Genomic DNA, 23,765 nt, shown 5'->3' with positions numbered 1-23,765 from the left:
GCGGGCAAGGTCGCCTTCAACAACACCGGCAACCTGAAAGTCGGCACGCTGACCGAAACCGATGGCAACGGCAACGTGGTCAAGGTCACCACTGGTGTGAACAACACCGGCGACGTCAGCATCGGTACCCAAGGTGACTTGGCGATCAACGAAGCCCTGGCTACCAGCGGCAATGTGTTCCTCAATGTCGACGGCAAGACCACCCAGGATGCCAACGGCAATATCACCGCCGATGGCCTGGCGCTCAAGGGCGGGAATTTCGATCTGCGCAACGCCAGCAACTGGGTCGGCGATATCGCCAGCCGAGCGAAGGATGTCAGCTTCGTCAATCGGGCCGACGTCACCGTCGGCAGGCTGACCGAGACGGCACTGGACGGTACCCGGCTGGATCAGATCGTCGGTATCGGCAACACCGGCAAAGTCCAGGTCGTGACGACCACCGGCAACATCACCCTGGCCGAGAACGTCAGCACCACCAGCAATGCCGCCGATGCGATCGTGCTCAACGCCGGTCAATCCGCTTCGGCGGGCGTGGCTGCGGGCGGTGACGTGAAGGCCGACGCGGGCGTGACGGTGTCTACCGGCGCCGGCGGCCGGGCGGTGATCTACACCGGTAGCCTCGCTGGCAGTACCGGTGTGGTGGATGTGGTCGGCAGTGGCAGCGGCAATTTCCGCTACAACAGTGACGAGCAACAGAGCAATTTCGGCAGGGCCCTGGGCAACACGGGCGTGCATGCCGTTTACCGCGAGCAGCCCGTCCTGGTGGTGTCCACCAACGGCGCGACCACCCAGACCAAGGTGTTCGATGGCCAGACCACGTTCAACGGCGGCGGTATCGCCGGTTATGACGCCAACGGCCTGTGGAACGGCGACACCAAGCCGATGCTCGGCAACCCACTGTATTCGGTAGGCACTCAAGGCCCGGGTTCGCACCTGATCAACATTGGCGGGCTGGCTGACCTCGGTTACCTGATCGTGAGCAGTCCGGCCAACGCCAATCTCACCGTGACGCCGTCGATTGATTATGACGCCGTCCGGCAGAGCGTCGCCGATGCGACACGCGTCGGCGCAGAGGTGAGTTCGCCCCATGCACCGGAGCTCAACCCGTCCCAGGCGAAACCGGTCGACTGGTCTGATCACGGAGTCGATGACGGCGGTCTGTTGCTGGTGGACCAAGGCGGCACGCGTGCCAACGGGAATGCGGGTGACGGCGCGGGCAACGCCCTGGCGCAAGGCGACAGCGATTCGGCTGCCCAGGCCGAGGACACCGCCAGCGAGCGGGAACTGGCCGGGAACGTCTGCGCCGATGGCGGTGTATCCGAAGGCGGCGCCTGTGCGGCCTACCCGCCGCAGACCGTGTTCGTCGTGCGCGGCGGCGTGCGCTTGCCGAGCCTGGCCATGCGTCCCTGATCCCTGACATCCACCTTTTCATTTGAAGGAACCCTTGGCCATGTCCCCGGACGTGGCCAAGGGCTCAGGCAACCCGAATTATTCGAGATTGATTCCATGCATAACAAACTGATGTCCTGCGCGGCTGGTCTGGCGTTGTTGTCCACTTCCCCGGCCTGGGCGGCGACCCTGCCGGCACGCCCGATTCCCGACGCCGGCCGTATCCTCCAGGAACTGCCGATTCCGCAGCAGGAATTGCCGCAAAGCATTCGCCTGGATGTGGAAGCACCGCTACCGGAGCAGGAAAAAGTCGGCGGCGCCAAGGTCCAGCTCAACGCCGTCCATTTCACCGACAACACGCGCATCGACGAGGCCAGCCTGCAGCGTGTCGTCGCCCCGGCTATCGGTCGAGCCCATGACCTGGACGAGCTGCGGGAAGTGGCCCGGCAGGTCACGCTTTATTACCGTGAGCAGGGTTACCCGTTCGCACGTGCCTATTTGCCGGCCCAACGCATGGCCAACGGGGAACTGACCATCGCGGTGATCGAAGGCCGTTATGGGAAAGTCACCGCCACCAACGACGATGCGAAACTGGCCGCGCAGGCGCAGCCGTTCCTGGGTGACCTGCAACCGGGCGACGTGATCGAGCGTGATCGGCTGGAGCGCAGCATATTGGTGCTTTCGGACTTGCCGGGCGTGGCTGTTCGTCCGGTGATCCGGCCAGGTGAGGCACTCGGCACGGGCGATCTCGATGCCAAAGTGAGCAAGACCGAGGCCTTCGAGGGCAAGGCCACCCTGGACAACCATGGCAATCGTTATTCGGGGCGCAATCGCCTGACGGTACAAGGCGACTGGAACAGCCCGCTGATGCTGGGCGACCGGCTCAGCGCCGCGGTGATGGCCACCGATGAAGACTTGTATTTCGGCAGCCTCGGCTACTCGATGCCATTGGGCACCTCTGGCCTGCGTGGCAACGTGGGTTATGCCCAGAGCGCCTATGACCTGGGCGCGGAATTCGCCGACCTGGGGGCCACCGGTACCGCTGAGGTCAGCAGCATCGGCTTGAGCTACCCGCTCCTGCGCAGCAACCAGGCGAACCTCATGTTGGCTGGGCAGTACCAGCACAAGGAGCTCGAGGATAAGTACGAAGTGCTGGGCCTCAGTTTTGAAAAAAGCAGCAACACGCTGCCCATCAGTTTGCAATTTGACGTGAGGGACACGGTATTGGGCGGCGGCATCACCTACGGCGGCGCGACGCTGACCTACGGTGACCTGAAACTGGATTCGGCCCTGCGCGAGGGCGACCGTCAGACCGCCCAGACCGAGGGCAACTTCAGCAAAGTGAACGTCGACCTCGCCCGTCTGCAAGCGCTGCCGGCCAACTTCACGCTCTTCGCCCGTTTCCTCGGCCAGTGGAGCAACGACAACCTCGACTCCTCCGAGGACTTCAGCCTCGGCGGCATCGATGGCGTACGGGCTTATCCGCAAAGCGAAGGTTCGGGCGACGAAGGCATGCTGACCCAGATCGAGCTTCGTTACCCAATCGACAAGCTCACGCCCTACCTGTTCTGGGACGCCGGCAAGGTGCGCATCAACCACAACGAGTGGGCCGATGAGGAAAACACCCGCAGCATCTCCGGCGGCGGTGTGGGCCTGCGCGCTCAATACGGCCAACTCTCCTTCGACGCAACAGTCGCCTGGCGTCACTCCGGCGGCGAAGCGCAGAGCGATACGCGCCAGGAAAACCCGCAACTGCTCGCGCAGATCGGTTACTCGTTCTGATCGATTACCGCGCATTTAAGGAGCTCAACAACCCGTGGCGAGGGAGCTGCTCCCGCTGGGCTGCGCAGCAGCCCCAAAGCAGTGAACTCAATCTATCTGGTACACCGAGTTGTCTGGTTTGGGGGCCGCTTCGCAGCCCAGCGGGAGCAAGCTCCCTCGCCACGGGTGAACAGCGTCCACCGCGTTGGCCGTCTCGCCTGTTGTTCGCTGTCAAAGCTCGCCTGGGCTGATGTCCAGGTGCAGCCACTTCTTGTTTTCCATCCCTCGCCACATGCCTCTACGCCTCGCCAAGGCCCTTGCGTATCAATGGACGCCTCGGACGAGACGACCATTTATCGCCGATTAAGAATTTGATAGCTTCAGTTCTCATTTGATCTGCCGCTATATCGGTTTGTTGCCGGCCCGAAACGTGCTTCCTCACTTGGCAATTGCGCGACAGCGACCTGGCTAAACACAAAAAGAGACCTGGCGAATGGACAACGGACGATACGAAAGGCAGGTATTGACGGCGGCAGGCGCGGCGGCGTCCGAGCCGTTGCCGCATATTCTGCTGATCGACGATGTCCCCGAAGACATTCGCGCCACGCTCATCCTGTTGAAGACTCAGCCCTGGCGCATTTCCCTGGCCAGCGATGCCTACCAGGGTTATCAACGCGCCCTTGCCCTGCGTCCCGACCTGATCGTCCTGGATGTGCACATGCCGCAAATGGACGGCTTCAGCCTGTGCCGGTTATTACGCGAGGCACCGGCCACCCGGCATACCCCGATCCTGTTTCTGTCCTCGGCCAATACGTCGTTGGAGCGGTTGGAAGGATTGACCGTGGGCGCGGTGGACTACATCCCCAAATCCTGCGCCCCCGAGGAAGTCCTGGCGCGCATCAGGATCCATCTGCAATTGACCTGGCGAGCGCCGCCGGCCATTGCGGACAACCCGGCCGATCCGGAACCGCAAGGCGATGAAATCGTGCTGCGCGCCGCGATGCGACTGATCGAAAACCAGCTGGACGACATCCCGTCCCTGGGCATGCTCGCGCAAAAAGTCGGCACTCATGAAAAGCGCCTCTCCGCCATTTTCCGCGAACACCTGGGGATGACCGTGTTTGCCTACATTCGCGACGCGCGATTGCGGCGCGGCCAGGAACTGCTCTCCGAAAGCGCCATGAGCGTGCAGGACGTCGCCGAAGTGGTGGGCTTTCGCAATGCCTGCAACTTCACTACGGCGTTTCGACAGCGAATCGGCATGACGCCCAGCCAGTTTCGCCAGCAGACCCTGGGCCTCGTTGATGCAGAGTCGGTCGGGCGCGCCTGATGCGGCTCCTACAGTTCCTGGTGCTGACGATTGCCTTGTTGTCCGCCGGGCTGCTACACGCCGCGCCCGTGGAGCTGTGCCGGGCTGACCGTCTGGACCTGATGCCTGCGGCGCAGATTTTCGAAGACGCCCAGGCCCGCTTGAGCCTCGAAGAAGTCGCCCGACTGCCCGACACCCATTTCAACCCCGCAACCCCGCGCTGGCCGAGCCAAGGTTACAGCCGCTCCGCCTTCTGGTTGAAATGGCAGCTCACCAATTCCAGCGATGCGGCGTGTTCGCGCTTGCTGGTGGTCGGGGCGCCGCGCCTGGACGACATCCGCGTCTATCAATCTTCAGCCGGGCGCTGGCGTGATGCCCACGCCGGAGGCGTCTATCCCTTGGCCGAATTGCCCCAACCGGCGGCACGTCAGCCGGCATTCCCGGTCTCGCTGGCGGCGGGGGAGAGCGTCACGGTGTTCGTCCGCGTGACGAGCCATTTCCAGCTGTTGCTGGAGCCGGAACTGTGGTCCGAACCGGCGCTGCTGCGCAGTCAGCAACAGACTTACCTGAGCGACGGGCTCGCCCTCGGCATCGTCCTGCTGGTCGTGCCGTTCGGCTTCATCGTCGGCTGGATCCTGCGCTCCCGATTGCTGAGCGTGAATGCGGGCGCGGTCCTGAGCTATATCCTGCTGACCTGCATCCTCAACGGCTACCTGATCTACTGGCCCACCGCGCTGGGCTGGACCCGGGAGCTGCTGACCTGCGCCAGCGCAATCTCGTTCGTCCTGTTTCTCGCCTACTTCCGCGTGCTGTTGCAGGTGTCCGCATTGCCCAAAGTCATTGGCTGGAGCTATTGGCTGCCGCTGTCGGGGTGTGTGCTCGGCCGGCTCTGGTGGCTAAAAGTCGATTCCGTCCAGGGCGCGCAGGTCGTCCAGATATCCCTCATGAGTTTCTACGGGGTGCTGCTCGTCACGCTGTTCATGGCCTGGCGCAGACGACTGAGCTACAGCTGGCTGGCCTGGCTGGTGTCGGGGCTCTTGCTTGCACAATTGCTGATGCGGATGCTTTTCCCCCAGGAGCAATTGCCCTGGCAGTCGCCCCAAAGCAAATACAGCTTATCGTCCACACTGCCAGGCGTGGCGTTGCTGGTGTGCACGTTGATCATGGAAGTGGCCCGCAGCCGCAACCGCGAAAAACACGCCCTGGCCACCCTCGAACAACAGCGCCAGGCCGAGCACGAACGCCTGGAAAGCACCGTGGCGCTGCGCACGTCGCAGTTGCGCGACTCCCTGGCGGCCCGCAGCGCGTTGATGGCGCGCATCAGCCACGACCTGCGCTCGCCGCTGGTGCGCATCATCGACTATGCGCGCCTGTTGCACGCCGGGCCCAACCGCGACTATCAAGCGACCATCGAGCGCAACGCCCGCCAGCAACTGGAACTGATCGATGAGATGCTCGAGTTTTCCCGTGGCGAGCTGGAGCAAATGCAACTGACCCTCGCGCCGGGCTACCTATACGGGTTCCTCAACGAGATAGCAGGCGAAGCGGGCTTTCTCGCCGCACGCCAGGGCAACACCTTCGAAGCTGTGCTGGCAGACGACCTGCCGCCACTGGTGGAGGCCGACTTCAAACGCCTTCGGCAGGTGCTCATGAACCTGCTGGCGAACGCGGCGAAATTCACCCTCAACGGCCAGATCCGCTTCGAAGTGGATTGGGCCCCGGGCGCGACCACAGATACCGTGGAACTGCGCTTTAGCGTAATCGACACCGGCATCGGCATCGACCCGCAAGAATTCGAACAACTGCTGCAACCGTTCCGTCGCGGCCGCAATGCCCAGCGCTATGAAGGCAGCGGGCTGGGCCTGTCCATCGTCACGCAACTGCTGGAACGCATGGACAGCCGCCTCGAACCCCAAGCCACCGGGCAGGGCAGCCACTTCAGCTTTCGCCTGCAATTGAATTGCGCCCAAGAACACGACCTGGAAAACGGCATCGTCGACAACAATGTCACGCCGTTCGACGGCCAGGGTAAACACGTTCTGCTGGTGGACGACGTCGAGCAGAACAGCGAATGGCTCTACGACCTGCTGGCCGGTTACGGTTTCGATGTCAGCATCGCAACGAACGGTCAAGACGCTTTGGCCTGCCTGGCTGAGCAGCCAATCGACCTGCTGATCAGCGACCAGATGATGCCCGGCATGGACGGTTGGGCGCTGCTGCGCCAGGTGCGCGAGCGTTGGCGCCATCTGCCGGTGATGCTCTATTCGGCGGTGCCGCCCCGCAGGCCGCAGGATTATCCCGAGGGCCTGGCCTTCGACGCGGTCCTGCTCAAGCCCGCCGACAGCCGTGAATTGCTGGCGCGGGTCAAGGCACTGGCCTGCCCGGACAGCACGCGTCGCGCATTGGCTCGGGAGCACTAGCATGCCGGGTTTGGGTCATCGGCTGCTCTTGCTCGGCAGCCTTTCGATGTTGCCCTGGGCGTCGGTCCAGGCCGAACAAGCGGCGCCCAGCGCCCTCACGCTCGACGCCACCACCGTCACCGCTCGCCGCCGCGAGGAAGACCCGCAAGACGTGCCGATCCCGATCAACGTCCTCTACGGCGAGCAACTGGACGAGGCCGGCCTGCACTCTCTTCGAGACATTCAACAGCGCGTGCCCGGCCTGGTGGTCTCCGGCCACGACGCCCGTTACGCCGGCTTCGGCCTGCGCGGCTTCGGCGCCACCGCCTACAACGATGGCCTGGAAGGCAGCGTCGGCACCTATGTCGATGGCGTCTACCAGGCGCGCCAGGGCATGGCATTCACCGAGTTGATGGACATCGAGCGCATCGAAGTGCTGCGCGGGCCGCAAGGCACCTTGTTCGGCAAGAACACCACCGCTGGCGCGCTGAACATCATCACCCGGCAACCGACCTTCGAGCCCGAAGCCAACCTCGAAGCCAGCTATGGCGAGCGCGGCCTGCGGGAATATCGTGGGACGGTATCCGGGCCGTTGCAGGACGACATGCTCGCCGGTCGACTGAATGTTTTCGACAGCGCCACCGATGGCGCCGTGGAAAACCTGCAAGACGGCGCCCGCCTCGGCGACGCCGACAGCCATGGCCTGCGTGGGCAATTGCTGTGGACGCCGACCCCGGACTTCAGCGCGCGCCTGATCGCCGACTATACCGAGCAAAACGAAGCCGGCAACGTTCTGCTGGTCAATCACTACAGCCAACAGACCCGCAAGCGCGCCCAGTTCCTCGGCTATCCATTGTCGGAGCCCGACCCTTACAAGCGTGAGGCACGCATCGACGCGCCGGGGCATCCGCAAACCCTGCAGAACGGTGTCTCACTGGAATTGAATTGGGATCTCGACGAGGCGATGCGCCTGACCAGCATCACCGCCTACCGCGACTGGGACTACCGCGCCACCCGCGACAGCGACAGCACCGCGCTGTCCGTGGCCGAGTCCGAAACCGAGCTGGGCCATCGGCAGTTCAGCCAGGAATGGCGCCTGTCCGGCACGGTCGGTTCGTCCGTCGACTATGTGGCCGGGCTGTATTACCTGCGCCAACAGCTCGACCGCGAGATCGACGCCGAATTTGGCCAGGACGCCGCGCCCTGGTTCGTCGGCGATCAGTTGGAAGCCTTGCGCAAGCTCTACGGCATCACCTTCACCGACCCGAAGCAGGTGCCGGCGATGCTGCTGGACGGCGCCCGGCAACGCTATGACGGCGAGCAAAAGGGCGACAGTCGAGCCATTTTCGGCCAGGTTTCCTGGCGCCCGATCGAACCACTGGAACTCACCGGCGGCCTGCGCTACAGCCAGGAGCGCAAGGACGGCTGGATCTCCCGCGACGTCAGCAACCTCGCCCCGCTGACGGGTTTGCCTGCGGTGTTCCAGGCCGGTGGACTGTTGCTGCGCGACATTGCCCTCGGTGGTGGTTATTACCGCGAGGATTCGATAAAGGAAAACAACGTCTCCAGCCTCCTCAGCGCCAGCTACCGCTTCAGCGATGGGGTGATGGGCTACGTCAGCTGGTCGCGGGGCTACAAGGCCGGCGGCATCAACTTCGACGTGGTCGGCCCGTTCACCGCGCCCACCTTCGAGCCGGAGCGCGCCACGTCGTTGGAGCTGGGCATGAAGACGCGCTTCTGGGACGAGCGCGCATTGCTCGACCTCGCCGTCTACCAGACCGACGTCGACAACTACCAGGCGCTCACCTACAGCCCGCCGACGACCATGTTCGCGCCACCGCTGCGGGACAATCTGATCAATGTCGGCAAGGTTCGCCTGCGCGGCATCGAGCTGGACTCCGCCTGGCAACTCACCCCGCGACTCACCGGGCGCCTGGGCCTGGCCTGGAGCGATGCACGCTACCGCAGCTTCCCCAACGCCCCGTGCCCGCCGGCCTCGGGCCAATGGACCTGCGACCTCAGCGGCGACCGCCTCTACAACGCGCCGGAATGGAACCTCAGCAGCGGCCTCGACCACACCCATCCGCTGCCCTACGGGCTGGAAGCCTTCAGCGGCATCGACTACAGCTTCCGCACCGGCTACTCCGGCACCCTCGAAGGCGGCGAAGGCAGCTATCAACCCAGCTACGGCCTCACCAACCTGCGTCTGGGCCTGCGCAGCCAGGACCGCGCCTGGGAAGTGGAGGGCTGGGTGCGCAACGTCTTCGACCGCAACTACATCACCGCCGTCTATTCACTGCTCGGCGCCGGTGACTATGGCGTCATGACCGGCAGCGAAAGAACCCTCGGCACCACCGTCAGGCTCCGCTATTGAGCGAAATAAACCGCGTCGGACAAAACGCCAGACGATTGCCGCCGGCCTTTTTCGACAGGTACATCGCCTGGTCCGCCTTGCTGATCAGCCCATCGACTTCCTGCCCATGCTCCGGAAAGAACGCCACGCCGATACTGGCGGCAATCTCCACCGTTTGCGCGCCAATCAGGATCGGCGCATTGGCCGCCGCCAGCATCCGCTTGAGCAACGGCTCGCTGTCCTCCACCGCCTGTAAATCCACCAGCCCCGCCACGAATTCATCGCCACCGAGCCGCGCCAACGTATCGCCTTCACGCAACGTCGCATTGATCCGCGCCGCGACAATCTGCAACACCCGATCCCCCCAGTCATGCCCGTAACTGTCGTTAAGCGCCTTGAACCCGTCCAGATCAATGAACGCAATGGCCACCTTGTGCTGGTGAATCCGCGCCTTGCCCAGCGCCTGGCGCATCCGCTCGGCCAACAGCAATCGATTGGGCAGTTGCGTGAGGGCGTCATAACGGGCATCGCGCTCCAGTAACTGAAGGCGTTGCTTCACCTGCGTCATGTCGCTGAGCAGCGCCACATAGTGCTGCACATTACCGTGACGGTCATGCACGGCACTGATGCTGATGCGCGACGTCATCTCCCGACCATCCTTGTGATGGCTCTGAACTTCACCGGACCAATGCCCGTGGAAATCCAGCGCATTCTTCATCGGCGCATAAAACGCCGCGAGCCGACGCACCATGCGATGGGAGTTCAACTCCCGGCCCTGCACCTCGTCTTGCCCGTAACCGGTGAGGCGGGTGAAGGCTTCGTTGACGCTGATGACCCGACCGTACGGATCGACGAGGATGATGCCTTCGCGGGCGTGGCTGAACACGGTGGCGGCTAGCTCTGGGCAGACGATGTTGAGGCGACGGTCCAGGGTGGCTTCGTCGCGGGTTGCCGGCCACATAGCGGAATCAAAGCCCTGCTGGGCCAGATAGCTGACCAGGGACGAGAGCGACTTGTGCAGGCGGGTCAGGGCATTCGTGGCGAGCCGGGAATTGAGGCAGTAGCCGCGAATGAAGGTGCGTAGGTTCATGGGGTTTATAGGGTGCTGGCGATAAGGGGCGGGCTAGCGAAGTGGGCATTATCGAGGCGCGGATTGGCCGGGGACTTTGCTGCAGCGGATGGGAGATTTGCGGGAAGGGATGGAACGGAAAGATTTTTATGCCGGGTCTGTCAGACGTTGGACGGCCAGGCTCATGAGCCGACGTCGTCTTGCGCCATTGCCTACAACTACGCCAGAATCCGCCGGCTTGTTCGCCTTGGGTGGCGTCGGTAGTTTGGGGCCTGTCACTGCTCATCAGTGATCGGGTTTAGTCGCCCGTCGTTGCTAAGTCGCTCAAGCGTTCATCAGTCAGGTATCCCCCCATCCCTGCACTCGATGGTGGCTGTGCGCAGGGCGCCCTCGGGCGCGCCGATTTCTTAGCTCGTCGGTCGACTAACCTGCGTACAGCTACCTCCCAATCGTTTAGTCGCGAGCGGGACGTAGCCCAACCCAAAGAGAGCTAAGGCTATGGTCAAAATTACACCGAATCCTCCAGTTACAGATACAGATGAACCCACATCACGTGCCCAATCGGCTCGCAACAAAAAGCTCGACGAAGCGGCCACTCGTGCCCTGGATTACTACTTGAAGCCCAAGCCTAAGGGCGAAACGTCTGATAAGTCGGACTCCATTTTACGGATCGACCCTGGGGCTGATTCTGAATGTTTGCTTGCGAACCTCAGTGAGAACCTGGCGTCGGCGAATGCCATGATCAACGATTTGGCGTTTGATCTGGACGGGGCTCGGCGGCATGTGGCGTTGGGGATTTTGCAGGTAATCGAGGTGAGTGAGCTGTTGGCGAATCGGGCGTTGGATATTGTCGAGGTGAGGTAGCGACTCAGTTACGGCGGTATAAGAATAAGGTCTTGTCTAACAAGACCTTATTCAAAAAATGACCGCATTCGTCATTCAAGGCAGACGATTTGAACGATGCGGTTATCACCATGAATGGTTGTGTGAGTCCACTCTTCTATGGTCGTTATCTGCTGTGGTGACAGGTCGTAGACAAAGCAAAAATCTTCAGGCTTTGTCCAGCCCATAAGTGCGGCCAACGGGTCCATGTATACGCTTGGGACTTCCACGGTCTGTATTAGCTCTTCGGTAGTCTGGTCAAAAATTTCAACGACGGGCTTCATTTTTCTACTTTCCTTGTCGGATCGGCGGGTTTGGTTTGTTCGCCAGTTATCGGATCGAACTCGCCAAGGTGTTGACCCTGTTTTGTGTACAGCTCTACGGCGCCGTGCTGTGAGTCCCATTCATAAATTTTGCCTTTACGATCCTTCCATCTTCGACGTTTAACGCCGCCACCACGTACAAAGGTTTTGGAAGGAGCAATCGTAGCGTCTGGAAACGCTGGAAGCAGCGAGGGGGGCTTGTAGTACTTATGATCCCCCGGAACACTCAAAACCACATAAACCGGCCGAACCCCCGAATCCGCCGGAAACACCAGAATGAAATCCCTGTACTCCGGCGGATAGATCGGGTCGACGATGATGCTGTCGGCCACTGGCGTCGGCGGATAGATCCAGATATGAGGCGCCTGTGGCGCTGCTTCCAGGGCGGGGATGCCGAGGGTGTCGGACGGGTCGGTGGCCGGGGTCCAGATCAGTTCGATGCCATCACCCAGGTCGGCGATGAACTGGTCGGCGCGAGGGGTGAACTGGACGACTTCGACCATTTCCCAATCACGGTTCTGACCGGTGTAGAAGCCATAGCCCTTGAGGCTGCCGTCGGCCTGCTGCTCGATGCTCAGGCGCATGCGGCTGCGGGCCTGCTTGAGGTGACGTAGCTGGTCTTCGCTGTAAAGCGCGCTGTCGCCCAGGCTGGAAGGCCAGAGCAGGGCAACGATGCCTGTCAGCAGGGCAGCGCCGACGGTGCCGCCGGTAACTGCAGCCGAGGAAGTCGCCGAACCGCCTAGCGCGAGCCTGCCCAAGGCAACGGGAGCCGTGCCAGAGCCGATCTGCTTGAGGGGGATCGCGCCAGATGGATCGGCGCTGCGACCGCCGAGCCATATGAGTTCGCCGTACTGCTTGACCAGATCGGCCGGGACGTAGCCGTTGGGGTTGTTGTAATCGATGATGCCGTCGGGGAGCTTGCAGCTCTTGGCAAACACGCTTCCGGTTACGGTGGGTAACGGCTTGTTAGCCACCGTGGCCCAGCGCTCTCGTTCATAGGCTGCCTGCCGGGCAAGCATGGCTTCGTACGCTTGCTGCCGGGCTTCGCGCTCGGCCAGTTCGCTGGCGGTCATGTCCCGATAAGTGACGTAATGCCCATCACCACCGGGCGGATTTCGAACCTGGGGGATGTCTTTTTTGCGTGTCGCCACGTAGTGAGTCTCGTCCAGTGAGTGCGGGACAGACGCTAACGCGGGAAGAGAGGGGCGCGATGTAGGCGGTTTCTTGAAGTGGTTGTTCCGGTTTCCTCAATGCAGGTAGGGCCGACTTCCATTTGCGAAAAACCCATCAGCTAAGACAAACTCCCCGTCTTCCCAGACTCGATAAGGACGCGAGCATTGAAGTTTGAAACCGGACAGTTTTCCAGCAGCCATGGAGTTATCTTCAGCGTATCGCGCTTCACCCTGTCAGCCGATGAACGGGGTAGCCTCAGGGAGCTGCATTTTGGTGAAGCTAAAGCCGCCCACTATGAAGTGAGCAACCGGGTGGTAGAGTTCTACGACAAAATGCTTGCCAAGGATTTACCCTGCCAAATGATGGTCGGGATCTCCAAACCCTTGACCCGGCAGCAGGGGGATTTACTCAACGCCCAACGAATGAGTATCGCCAACCTCACCAGCGGTGTTTTCGCCGCAGCGGCAGGCAAGTTCATGCCCGCCGCGGTCATCCCTGTGGGATGGGCCGTCCGCGAGTTCACGCTAGGTAAATTGCCGACCTATCACGCCGGTGATGTCATCGTCAGCCTGGATGCGCAGGTCAGCGGTGGCATCGGTCCGCAACACTCCGGATCCTCCATGATCATCAAGACTCAGGGCGGCTAGGACGATGAACGAATATGGCCTATACGCCCTGGCGTACGCAGTGTTCCTGTTGTTGTTTTTCTATATGAAATCCTACGGCCTCAGGAAATGGCTAGGCATTGCCCTGGTCGCTCTGGGGTTTGCGAGTATTTTTGCGCTGCCGTCTTTCATCTCCGGTTTTGACCTGGGTATCGTCTCGACCAGTGCAATTGGCATTGGAGCGGCACTGTTTTTTAGCCGGGCACGGTATAGGGTGTGAGCACAACCCGACCAAACCTGGCACTGCCATCCCGCGGCGTAATCGCCAGCAACTGATCAAGGCGAATCTCCAGGCGACCGTCCGCAGTTTCCACATCAAGAAACTCCTCCCGCGTGGAGGCGGTGCGCGTGGTGATCGCGCGGGCGGTCAGGCGTTGGCCGTCAGTCAGTTCGATGTCCAGCGTGTAGCCGTACAGGCAGGCAATCTCCAGGTAATCATGCAGGTCGCAGTTCAACGGTTGATAGGTCTTCATCTCAAGTGACCCTCAATGGAGCGACCGGACAGGTCAGGGCGCCACCTGTCCGTCGCAAGATTAGAACTCTGAATCAGAGCAGTTGTTTCAACATAGTCTGCAGTTGCTGGTTACGCGCCTCATCCAGTGGGAAAACCGGCAGACGCGGATCGCCAACCTCCAAGCCGAGGGTGCGCAAACCGGCCTTGATGGTGGCGGGCAGACCGCCCTTGAGGATGAAGTCCAGCAACGGCAATTGACGATAGAACAACGTCCGGGCCTGGCTCAGGTCGTTGGCCAGGACAGCGGCGTACAGGTCGAGGTTGAGCTGCGGGATCAGGTTCGGCGCGGCGGTGCACCAACCCTTGGCCCCGGCGGCGAAGGCTTCCAGCGCCAGGGGGTTGCAGCCGTTGTAGAACGGCACCTGGCCTTCACCCAGCAATTGCAGCTTGTGCATGCGCTGAATGTCGCCGGTGCTTTCCTTGACCATGGTGACGTTATCCACCGCGTTGAAAATCCGCAGGATCAGCTCCACCGACATGTCGATGCCGCTGGTGGCGGGGTTGTTGTAGAGCATGATAGGCAGGTCGATGCTGGCGCCGATGGTTTGGTAGTGCGCGAGGATTTCCGCCTCGCTCAGTTTCCAATAAGAGGCCGGCAACACCATCACCACATCGGCGCCCTTCGCCTGGGCAAAGCGTGCGCGGCGTACCGCCTTGGCGGTGGTCAGGTCAGACACGCTGACCACGGTCGGCACCCGGCCGGCGACGCGGGCGATGCTGAACTCGCTGACCTGGTCCCACTCGGCATCGCTCAGGTAGGCGCCTTCGCCGGTGCTGCCCAGGGGCGCGATGGCATGCACGCCGCTGTCGATCAGACGGTCGATGGACCGGCCCAGCGCGTCCAGGTCCAAGCCCTGGCCGTCGGTGGAGAAGGGCGTGATAGTGTAGCCGATGATGCCGTGGATGTTGGGGGTAGACATGGCTTCGCTCCTGGTGGGTTCAGTTCAGGCAATCGGCGTGTTGGCGCAGGTTCTGCCGGGCGTAGTAGTTGAAGGCGGCCGCGTGGCGCTTGGGCCGGGCGATCCAGTCGTGGGCTTCGCGGCCCAGGTGAGGCAGGATCGGTTTCACCTCGCCGGCGGCCATGGCCAGCAATTGCAGCTTCGCGGCGCGTTCGATCAGTTGGGCGATGTTGCAGGCTTCTTCCACGGTGGCACCGGTGGACAACTGGCCGTGGTGAGAAAGCAGGATGGCGCGCTTGTCACCCAGGGCACCGGCGATCAATTCGCCTTCCTCGTTGCCCACCGGCACCCCCGGCCAGCCCTCCAGGAAGGCGCAGTCGTCGTACAGCGGGCAGAGGTCCATGTGGGAAATCTGCAGCGGCACTTCCAGCATCGACAGCGCGACAATGTGGGTCGGATGGGTGTGAATGATGCAATTCACATCCGGCCGGGCCCGGTAGACCCAAGTGTGAAAGCGGTTGGCCGGGTTGGGCATGCCATGGCCCTCCAGCACCTCGAGGTCTTCATTGACCAGCAACAGGTTGCCAGCGGTGATTTCATCGAAGCCCAGGCCCAATTGCTGGGTGTAATAGGTGCCCGGTTGCGGCCCGCGCGCGGTAATCTGCCCCGCCAGCCCTGAGTCGTGGCCGTTCTCGAACAGGATGCGGCAGGTCAGGGCCAGCTTTTGTCGTACAGTCCACGTATTATCCGGCAGTGTTTTCTGCATCTGATTAACAGCATGCTGGACCAACTGGTCCTTGGGCGTCGCCAGTGTCTTGCTCATATCCGTTCTCCTGATTCGTTCTTTGACCGTTCTTGATCCGCGTCATGGAAGCTGTGAAAGGAAGGTGCTAATGACACTAAATAGACTATATGACACAAAGTGTCATTTACAATCGCAGATTGTCCGTTTCTCTGGAAATGTTGGTTACCTATGTCCATTCGCTTGAAATTGCTCAGGAAAAAACTCGGCATGACACTGGACGTCCTGGCCGAAAAAACCGGGATGACCAAGAGCTACCTGTCCAAGGTGGAGCGGGGCTTGAGCACGCCCTCCATCGCCACGGCGCTCAAACTCGCCAAGGCCCTGAGCGTGAAAGTCGAGGAGCTGTTCTCCGAAGAAACCGTCTCCCTCGACAGCTACAGCCTGGTGCGCAGCGAAGACCGCCAATCCCTCGCGGCGAGCAGCGGCAGCTCCGAATACGCGGTATTGGCCCACCAAGTGTCCGAGCGCAGCCTGCTGCCCTTCATCCTCTATCCGGCGACCGAATTCACCGCGCATCACGCGTTCAAGGAACACACCGGGGAGGAGTTCCTGTTCGTGCACGAGGGCCAGGTGGAAGTGGACTTCATGAACGAGCGCGTGCTGCTGAACCGTGGCGATGCCCTGCATTTCAATGCGCAGAAACCCCATCGCCTGCGTTCGGTGGGGGATGTCCAGGCGCAGTTGCTGGTGGTGGTGCACAGCGATGAGTCGTCGGAAAAGGGCGAGGGCGCCTAGCGGCTCCACTCACAACGCAATTCAGGAAGCAAACCACCGTGGCGAGGGAGCTTGCTCCCGCTGGGCTGCGCAGCAGCCCCCTCCAATGACCGCCTCGCCACAGATCCTCCGACGACCTCAACTGAACGGCATCAAGCACCTGCCCGGACCAGTCGAGCGGCGTCTGTCAGTAAAGACCGACAGACGCCAACGACGAAGGCCCGCCAAGCCACAGCGCCTTGCGCCTTTGCCTACAACTACGCCAGAATCCGCCGGCTTGTGCGCCTGGGGTTGCGTCGGTAGTTTTGGACCTGTCACTGATGGTCAGTGATCGGGTTTAGCAGCTCGCCGAGTTAAGTCGCACAACGCGTCATCAGACAGGAATCCCCATCCCTGCACTTGATGGTGGCTGTGCGCAGGGCGTCCTCGGACGCGCCGATTTCTTAACTCGTCGGTCTGCTAACCTGCGTACAGCTGCCTCCCAATTCGTTTAGCAGCGAACGGGTCGTGGCCTCAACCTGAGAGTTAAGACCATGGTCAAAATTACACCAAACCCTCCAGTTACAGATTCAGACGAACCCACATCCCGTGCCCAGTCTGCCCGCAACAAGAAGCTCGACGACGCGGCCACTCGCGCGTTGGATTACTACCTGAAGCCCAAGCCTAAGGGCGAAACGTCTGACAAGTCCGACTCCATTTTACGGATTGACCCTGGGGTTGATTCTGAGTGTTTGCTTGCGAATCTCAGTGAGAATCTGGCTTCGGCGAATGCGATGATCAGTGATTTGGCGTTTGATTTGGATGGTTCGAGGCGGCGGGTTGCGTTGGGGATTTTGCAGGTGATTGAGGTGAGTGAGTTGTTGGCGAATCGGGCGTTGGATATTGTTGAGGTGAGGTAGGGCTGCGGGACTATCCACTGTCTGGATTCGAAAAAGGTCTTGCCCTGCAAGGCCTTTTTTTGTACCCGAGGGGGAGCTAGCCAGAACAGAGGTGTAACCGGTGTGGCGTGAGTATTTAAATTTTTGAATTTATTGGGTTTTTAGGCTTCATCCAGATTCTAAGTCGTATGCTTCTTAGTGCTACGCTAGAGAATGTGCAATTGTGTTCGAATCTACCGCAGCCAAATAAGGCTGTGTGCTTCTAAGGCGAATAGGTAGCCTTAGAAGCCCTATTTTGTTCTTGGCGTTTTTTATAGCTTGAGGATGGTGGAACGATTGTACTTCCTCTCATTCTGATTATCGCCAAGCACCCTCGCAGTTTTCTTTCCTGTGATGATGGCCAATTGCAGTCTCGTGGGCTATTCTGTGATGGATAATAGCACTACGATATCTCATGTATAAAACCTACGAACCCCGCTCCGAGGATGAGGCATGGAACTGCTGAAAGTGGCTGCTCGGAAAACGAGCAAATATCTCTCAGGGCTGACTTACAATAGCTGCTATATTAATTTAATAGCGAATCGTCTTTTTATTAACTCACATATAGGTGGCGGCGATGAGTAATCATACCGTCAGATTATGGGAGGCTAAGGAGTGGGAATCTTATGTAAATGACCTCCTAAGGCTAAAACATGGCACTGAAAATTATATTCCCATTCCTGACGGTGATGGTGGTGATGGTGGCATAGAAGGCTATTCTTTGAATGGCAACGCTTATCAAACATATTGTCCTGACGAATTCTGTAGGCCAGCAGAACTCGCAGAGAAGCAAATAAAGAAAATAAGAACTGATATTTTTAAATTTATAAACAATGAAGCGAAGCTTAAGAAAATTCTTGGTAATACAAAAATTAAGCGTTGGGTTCTCATGGTTCCAAAGCATCAAAGTAAAGATTTAGTAGCATACGCAACTAAAAAAACAGCTGAGGTTGTTTCAAAGAGCTTGTCATATGTTGATAGTTCGGGGTTTCATATTTTAATCTGGTCTTTGGATGAGTTTAAGGCTGAGCAGGCGGAGTTGATTTCAAAAGGTCTGCACAAACTTCGTCTTGATATTCAGGATGTACCCGAGTGTACTGTGGTTGAATCCGAAAAAACCAATTCCGAGTTTCTTCAAAATATAACCAGAAAGCTGTTGAGTCTTCCAAATGCTGATGAGCAGAATATGATTCCTGCGCGACGACTACTTGTGAAGTCATCGATAGAAACTCAAAACACAATGTTGAAATTGCAAGAAGACTATCCGCAGCAATATAGTCAAATTGAGATGGTGAGACGTAAGCGAGAGAAAACACTAAAACTGGAAATGATCTCTGCCCCCCGGAGGTCCTTGCTTGAACAAATAGAACACCTGTCAGAACATTTGCAGGATGGCTGTAATGTACATGCAGATGATCTTGATCATATTTCTCAAGGGATGGTAGGTGACTGGCTTCTACGTTGCGACCTGGAGCTCTGAATGGAACTTCTAACTCAGAAACCAGAAGCAAACCCAAAATTTATTTATAGGGGTAGTCCTATCCCTCCGGAGATCCGCCCGATATGGAAGATTTCAATTATAGCGCTTATACTTTTTAAGTTGTGTCGAGCCGCAAAAGCTAGCCCAAAAAAAATCTTAGTTATTTGTTCGTTGGTAAGCTCTCATAAAAAGATGAAATTACTGGTAGAGGACCCAATCTTAAATGAGTCGCATATCGAAGTGAGGTTGGATCCGAGTGTTGATAGAGCAATCGATATTGGCCTTGGTGAGAGGCTATTCAAGCTTGATGAATTAAAGAACATTCAGTTAACGGAGAGAGGAGCGGATTTGTCTCGGCGAATCATGGCGGACTCAGAGCTTTTTCTAGAAGAAAAACTTTTTATGAGTAACTTCAATAAGAATTTTTTTTCGGATGGTTTTATTGATCGATTGCTTGAGGGGAGGTTATGACGGATCTAAGGCTGAAACTCAATAAGTTGCGGATTGAAACATCTACCGATTACGGTCTTTATGGTGTAGAAATACCTTTTGTAGATGGTCTGAATATCATTCATGCAGAGAATACATTTGGTAAAAGTACTTGCCTGCAGTCAATAATATTTGCGTTAGGCCTTGAGGGAGTGCTGGGTCCAATTAAAGGGACTCCGTTAAAGTCGGCCTTAACAAGGACCCTGAGAGTTAACGGGGAGGAGGAAGCTCTTGTTTCCAGTTCAAATGTTTTCCTGGAGTTGGAGAATAACCTCGGTGAAATAATTACTATCTGTAGGAATAGCAAAGCCGAATACAGTGGGCTGGTAAAAGTTTGGTTTGGTCCGGGAGTTAGCAAAGGGATCAGTGGATTGCAGCGTAGGGACTATCATGTGCGAATGCCTGGGTCCGCTGTCAACGAACGCGGATTTCATACCTTCCTTGCGGAATTTCTAAGTATGAATTTGCCGCAGGTGGTTAAGTATGACGGAACGAAGTGCCCACTTTATCTGGAGGCTGTTTTTTGTGTTAATTATGTCGAGCAGACCCGAGGTTGGGGGGGGATTTTAAATGTATTACCCACTCATTTGAGTATTAAAGATCTGTCCCAACGCATCATTGCTTTCGCTCTAGATCTGGAGATGATTGATTCTCAGCGTCGGCGGCAAGAACTTATATTTGAAGAAAGTAATATTGAAAAAATATGGGCCTCTAAAGTTGACAGGATTGACGTTCTTGCGAGACAAGTGTATGGGCACATTTCAGATGTGCCTGAAACACCTCGCGCCCCTGAGGCAATGGGGCTTTGTGAGATTGTAATATCTATGGATGGCAAGGAGTATACCTTGTCAGAATTGATTGTAAAAAAACAAGAGCAACTATGTAAATTCAAAGCCAACGATAATTATCCGATCTTACTTGAGAGTAATCCCAAGTATAAGAAACTTCAGGAGCTTCATTCTCAGCTGTTGTCGTTTTCCGCGCGAGCAGATGAAATTACACAGCAGCTAGATTTTTCTGAAAGCTATCTTTCTTCTTTGAAATTAAGGGAGGCTGATCAGAAGGATACTTTGAGAAAGTATAAAGATGTAGAGCGCCTGATTAAAATCGGTTCGGATGAAAACTTTGCAACGATTGCTAATAAATGTCCAACATGTGGGCATTTGGTAGATGATTCATTGCTGCCGCATATTCATGAGGCTTCAGTATTAGGAGTGTCTGATAATATTGCATATCTTGAAAAACAGCTTGATATGACGCAGTCTTTACTCGCGTCGGAAAAAGAGATGGTTAGGCTGAAAGAAATAGCTTTAGATGAGAAGAATAAGGAGATACAGGATGTTTCTAAAATTTTTGATGTTTTAAGGAGTGAGTTGGTTGATTTTAATGCTCAGGAAATTGGGGTGTCCAAGGCTAGAATTAAGGAAGAGTTAATTCTAGAAGATGACGTTGCACGGTTGGTGAAGGCAAACGCATCCCTCATGGATATGCGCCTAGAGTTGATCGAACAGGCGGAGGCATGGAAAACTGTTCAAGCTAAGCTAAAAATAATTCCAAAGGATGGATTGAGTTTTAATGATCGATCAAAGCTTAAGGTTCTTGAATCCAACTTCAAGCGCTTACTTGGAAGGTTCGGGTATCGAAGCACTAAAATTGAGGAATTTACCATTTCTGAACGTACCTATCGGCCAGCTCTTGACGGTGTGGAGATTGGATCTGAGGCATCAGCAAGCGATAATATAAGAGTCATTTGGGCATATCTTTACGCGTTAATGTTGACCTCAAAGTTTAAGGGTTTTTCCAGTAATTATCTTAATTTGTTGATTTTGGATGAGCCTCGACAGCAGGAAGCTAAAGACCTTAGTTTTAGGAGTTTTATTGAGGAGGTCTCCGGGACCGTGAATACGCAGCAGCAAGTAATTATAGGTACGAGCGAAAAGGCCGAAGAGCTCGGGGCTATACTCGATGGTATTCAGGCGAACGTTATTCACTTTGAGCAAGAGTTGATCGCACCGTTAGGTTCTTCGATTTTAACAAACTAAGTATTTCTCCAGTTTGACTCCTGAGTGGCAACGACAACTGGTGATGGCATGTCATGTTTGTGTGAGGAGAAATTGTTGAGGTGGATAAAGGGATACAAAGAATAGATAAATTTTTCTTTGGGTTTATTTATTTGTTTTTGTTAGGGGTGAATTAGTCCAATTTGTCCGCGGTGAGCTATAGGGCTGCGCCAAAAGTCATACGGGAGAAATAATGAAATTCAGCTGGAATGATATTTTGCTCGAGCATGAAGTGCCGGATAGTATTGGTTTGTTTGAATACATGTTTTCCGCTGCTAGTCTTCAAGCAGTCTTTAATGAGCGTTTCATAAATAACTCTGCAAAAGGAATTGATCGACTCAATGGATTCCAGTTTTCCAGTCGCTCAATTGCTGAGCTGACCGTAGCCTCAAATAAGTGTCTGGATGGTTCCTTTCGCTTCGCCCCTTTTCTTGAAAAGTTGAAGTTGAAGGGTCGCGGAAAACCTCCAAGAGTTATTGGAGTTCCAATTGTTAGGGATAGAGTGATACTTCATCAGCTTCAGAAGTATCTCGCGGCTATTTTTCCGGAGCGCGTGCCAAAAAATATCGCGAGCACCTATGTTCGACAGATATCGGAAGACATGAAGACACTAGACCCATCATCCGCTTGGGTCTGTAGTACAGATATAAAGACATTCTATGATTCCATACAACCTGAAAGGCTTAAGAAGGAAATTGCCAAAAGGGTAAAGTGTGAAAGAGCGCTAAAATTAATTTATCATGCGTTGAGAACTCCAACGGTACCTAAAAACACAAAGAAAACACAGCGATCAAAGTTTCAACACTTTGAAGGCGTCCCTCAGGGTCTTGCAATATCAAATATTCTTGCATCTATCTATATGCAAGTAATTGATGATGCATTTAAAGATATTCCCGATATAACATACTTCAGATATGTGGACGATGTGCTGATGTACGGTCCTGAGGAATCAGTTAAAAAGTCATACCAATCTCTTAAGGGACGCCTAAATAGGAGAGGACTGTCATTACACAGCCTTGGGTCTGGTAAGACACAGATAGCCCCAATTTCAAATACATTCGGATATCTTGGGTACACTTTTTCCTGGCCGGAAATAACAGTTAGAGATGCAACTATTGAGCGCTTCTTGCAGTCTGTTGCCGAAAAGCTTACCGAATACAAGCATAATAAGTTAAAGCGATTGGAGCGACAAAAGTACCTCACCAAGGAGCGTTTGGTTGAAATTTTCTTTATGGAACTTAACGAAAAAATTACCGGCGCTATTAGTGGGAATAAGCGGTATGGTTGGGTTGCATATTTTAATCAAATAACCGATATATCTCTGCTGTATAAAATGGACAAAGCAATTCTCGGAATGCTCAAGCGTATGCATGAGGTAAATGCCCAAGCACCTAGCGTAATCAAGAAGCTAAGTAGGGCGTATTACGAAATGAAGTTCAATCCCAAAGGTGGATATGTTAGGAATTATGATGAGATTACCACGTCCGCTCAGAAAATAAGCTTTCTGGCAGCCAGAGGTCGGATAGATCCAGATATCCCACTTACAGATAAGCAGATTGATGAAATATATGATGAATATCTTAAAGCTGTCCTTGCAGCAATGCATTCAGATGAAGGTGAAATTTATTCCTAACCCGTGTACATTTACATTCGTGAGTGGCGCCTACTGCGCAAGCAGTACCTCCTACCATCCATTGGCTGGAGCGGAAGTGCCCGAAACCTAGCGAAAGCAGGGCCTGACACCTAGTGTTAAACCTTCTCGAGGGCTATACGATAGCTGCCCGGGAAGAGGATCTGACTGATCTCTCAGGCGCCACGAACATACTATTTGGAAAAAGTCAATGCTTGAATATCTGAAAAAAATGCAGACTACCGTCTGGAGAACGTCAGGAGCCAGATACAACGCTTCTCGTCGCCTCAAGAGGAGGGAATTATTCTCCACTATTAGTTTGGCTCTATTCTCTGCGTTAAGCATAATTATTGCTGTTGTGCAAAGAATATATTCGATCCCAATACAAGTTGTTTCCGGTTTGGATAACTTGCTTACGGCGATATCTATTTGCATGGGTCTATTTATTTTGGTTTTTACCTTGATGGAGTGGGGCTCGGCGAATGGAGTGAAGGCGCACATGCTTCACATAAATGCAGAGGCTCTTAATGCCCTTCAAAGCAAAATTGGTCATATGGTTGCAAAATATAATGGCGAGCAAAAAACACCTATTAGCCAGGAAGAGGCGAACTCGTTAAGATTGGAATATGAAGAAATAAAAGGTCAGTGCGCCGAGAATCACACTCCGATCGATGACAGATTTTTTTTAATCACAAAGCGTCATTCGCCCGAGTTTGAGTACTTAAAGCTAACAAAAGTAGAGGCTGGGCTTGCTTGGCTAATATGGAATGCCTCTAGTATATGGTACTACGCGGGGCTATGGGCCGTTACTATCCTTGTTATGTGGTACACATTCTCCAGAATCATTCCCGTATAGTTCCCGCCGTTAATCAGTACATCGTTTCTAGGTTGAATCACCTGAGAATTTTTCGGCTAGCCGTTTGTTTTATTTGAT

21 protein-coding genes are annotated in these 23,765 nt (G+C 56.1%); 15 read left to right on the top strand and 6 right to left on the bottom strand.

Going from position 1 to position 23,765, the window contains the following annotated elements; translation table 11 throughout:
• The 5 genes from BM300_RS31090 to BM300_RS23400 all read left to right on the top strand — a co-directional run.
• A partial coding sequence (locus BM300_RS31090; RefSeq protein ID WP_218190629.1) for an autotransporter outer membrane beta-barrel domain-containing protein occupies positions 1-1,410 on the top strand: 1,410 nt, incomplete at its 5' end.
• 96 nt (positions 1,411-1,506) lie between these two features.
• Entirely contained in the window at positions 1,507-3,171 is a 1,665-nt protein-coding gene (locus BM300_RS23415; RefSeq protein WP_218190628.1) for a ShlB/FhaC/HecB family hemolysin secretion/activation protein, read from the top strand.
• Positions 3,172-3,643: 472 nt separating this feature from the next.
• Positions 3,644-4,480, top strand: a complete 837-nt coding sequence (locus BM300_RS23410; RefSeq protein WP_086936660.1) for a response regulator transcription factor — start codon at positions 3,644-3,646, stop codon at positions 4,478-4,480.
• On the top strand, positions 4,480-6,879 hold the full coding sequence (locus BM300_RS23405) for a hybrid sensor histidine kinase/response regulator (protein ID WP_092464174.1): 2,400 nt from the start codon (positions 4,480-4,482) through the stop codon (positions 6,877-6,879). Before BM300_RS23410 ends, BM300_RS23405 begins: the two co-directional genes overlap by 1 nt.
• Position 6,880: 1 nt before the next feature.
• Positions 6,881-9,232, top strand: coding sequence for a TonB-dependent receptor (locus BM300_RS23400; RefSeq protein WP_092464172.1), 2,352 nt, complete (start codon positions 6,881-6,883; stop codon positions 9,230-9,232).
• Here BM300_RS23400 and BM300_RS23395 read toward each other — a convergent pair.
• Complete coding sequence (locus BM300_RS23395) at positions 9,216-10,301, bottom strand: sensor domain-containing diguanylate cyclase (RefSeq protein WP_092464170.1); 1,086 nt, start codon at positions 10,299-10,301, stop codon at positions 9,216-9,218. The two genes, BM300_RS23400 and BM300_RS23395, sit on opposite strands and share 17 nt — an antisense overlap.
• A 477-nt stretch (positions 10,302-10,778) precedes the next feature.
• On the opposite strand from BM300_RS23395, the gene BM300_RS23390 reads away from it, so the two are divergent.
• The gene (locus BM300_RS23390) at positions 10,779-11,144 is read left to right on the top strand and encodes a DUF6124 family protein (protein WP_063322871.1); all 366 of its coding nucleotides are present in this window, start codon (positions 10,779-10,781) and stop codon (positions 11,142-11,144) included.
• Positions 11,145-11,215: 71 nt separating this feature from the next.
• Here BM300_RS23390 and BM300_RS23385 read toward each other — a convergent pair whose 3' ends face one another.
• Positions 11,216-11,446, bottom strand: a complete 231-nt coding sequence (locus tag BM300_RS23385) for a DUF7683 domain-containing protein (RefSeq protein WP_063322870.1) — start codon at positions 11,444-11,446, stop codon at positions 11,216-11,218.
• Entirely contained in the window at positions 11,443-12,636 is a 1,194-nt protein-coding gene (locus BM300_RS23380; RefSeq protein ID WP_092464168.1) for a colicin E3/pyocin S6 family cytotoxin, read from the bottom strand. The genes BM300_RS23385 and BM300_RS23380 overlap by 4 nt, the downstream gene beginning before the upstream one ends.
• Before the next feature lie 186 nt (positions 12,637-12,822).
• Between BM300_RS23380 and BM300_RS23375 the strand changes: the two genes are divergently transcribed.
• Both BM300_RS23375 and BM300_RS23370 read left to right on the top strand, forming a co-directional pair.
• On the top strand, positions 12,823-13,305 hold the full coding sequence (locus BM300_RS23375) for a hypothetical protein (protein WP_092464166.1): 483 nt from the start codon (positions 12,823-12,825) through the stop codon (positions 13,303-13,305).
• 4 nt (positions 13,306-13,309) lie between these two features.
• Positions 13,310-13,543: a hypothetical protein gene (locus tag BM300_RS23370; protein ID WP_092143793.1), complete on the top strand. Its 234-nt coding sequence runs from the start codon at positions 13,310-13,312 to the stop codon at positions 13,541-13,543.
• Here BM300_RS23370 and BM300_RS23365 read toward each other — a convergent pair.
• The 3 genes from BM300_RS23365 to BM300_RS23355 form a co-directional block, all read right to left on the bottom strand.
• Entirely contained in the window at positions 13,518-13,796 is a 279-nt protein-coding gene (locus BM300_RS23365; RefSeq protein ID WP_092464164.1) for a Rho-binding antiterminator, read from the bottom strand. The two genes, BM300_RS23370 and BM300_RS23365, sit on opposite strands and share 26 nt — an antisense overlap.
• A 73-nt stretch (positions 13,797-13,869) precedes the next feature.
• A complete protein-coding gene (locus BM300_RS23360) occupies positions 13,870-14,757 on the bottom strand; it encodes a dihydrodipicolinate synthase family protein (protein WP_092143799.1) in 888 nt (295 codons plus the stop codon).
• Positions 14,758-14,776: 19 nt separating this feature from the next.
• A complete protein-coding gene (locus BM300_RS23355) occupies positions 14,777-15,559 on the bottom strand; it encodes an aldolase (protein ID WP_092464162.1) in 783 nt (260 codons plus the stop codon).
• Positions 15,560-15,709: 150 nt separating this feature from the next.
• Between BM300_RS23355 and BM300_RS23350 the strand changes: the two genes are divergently transcribed.
• From BM300_RS23350 to BM300_RS23320, 7 genes are all read left to right on the top strand, one after another.
• On the top strand, positions 15,710-16,276 hold the full coding sequence (locus BM300_RS23350) for a helix-turn-helix domain-containing protein (protein WP_092464160.1): 567 nt from the start codon (positions 15,710-15,712) through the stop codon (positions 16,274-16,276).
• A 512-nt stretch (positions 16,277-16,788) separates the two neighbouring features.
• A complete protein-coding gene (locus BM300_RS23345) occupies positions 16,789-17,154 on the top strand; it encodes a DUF6124 family protein (protein WP_092464158.1) in 366 nt (121 codons plus the stop codon).
• A gap of 595 nt (positions 17,155-17,749) precedes the next feature.
• A complete protein-coding gene (locus BM300_RS23340) occupies positions 17,750-18,652 on the top strand; it encodes a hypothetical protein (protein WP_092464156.1) in 903 nt (300 codons plus the stop codon).
• Positions 18,653-19,123, top strand: a complete 471-nt coding sequence (locus BM300_RS23335) for a hypothetical protein (protein ID WP_092464155.1) — start codon at positions 18,653-18,655, stop codon at positions 19,121-19,123.
• On the top strand, positions 19,120-21,183 hold the full coding sequence (locus BM300_RS23330; RefSeq protein ID WP_092464153.1) for an ATP-binding protein: 2,064 nt from the start codon (positions 19,120-19,122) through the stop codon (positions 21,181-21,183). Before BM300_RS23335 ends, BM300_RS23330 begins: the two co-directional genes overlap by 4 nt.
• A gap of 211 nt (positions 21,184-21,394) precedes the next feature.
• Positions 21,395-22,834 (top strand): RNA-directed DNA polymerase, encoded by a 1,440-nt coding sequence (locus BM300_RS23325; RefSeq protein WP_170862097.1) that lies wholly within the window; start codon positions 21,395-21,397, stop codon positions 22,832-22,834.
• Positions 22,835-23,042: 208 nt separating this feature from the next.
• Positions 23,043-23,687: an SLATT domain-containing protein gene (locus BM300_RS23320; protein ID WP_092464151.1), complete on the top strand. Its 645-nt coding sequence runs from the start codon at positions 23,043-23,045 to the stop codon at positions 23,685-23,687.
• Positions 23,688-23,765 lie beyond the last annotated feature (78 nt).

The organism is Pseudomonas sp. NFACC46-3 (assembly GCF_900114515.1).
GTDB classification, from domain to species: domain Bacteria; phylum Pseudomonadota; class Gammaproteobacteria; order Pseudomonadales; family Pseudomonadaceae; genus Aquipseudomonas; species Aquipseudomonas fluorescens_Q.
Note: the sequence above shows the minus strand (reverse complement) of the source record. Positions and strands in the feature narration are given on the sequence as shown.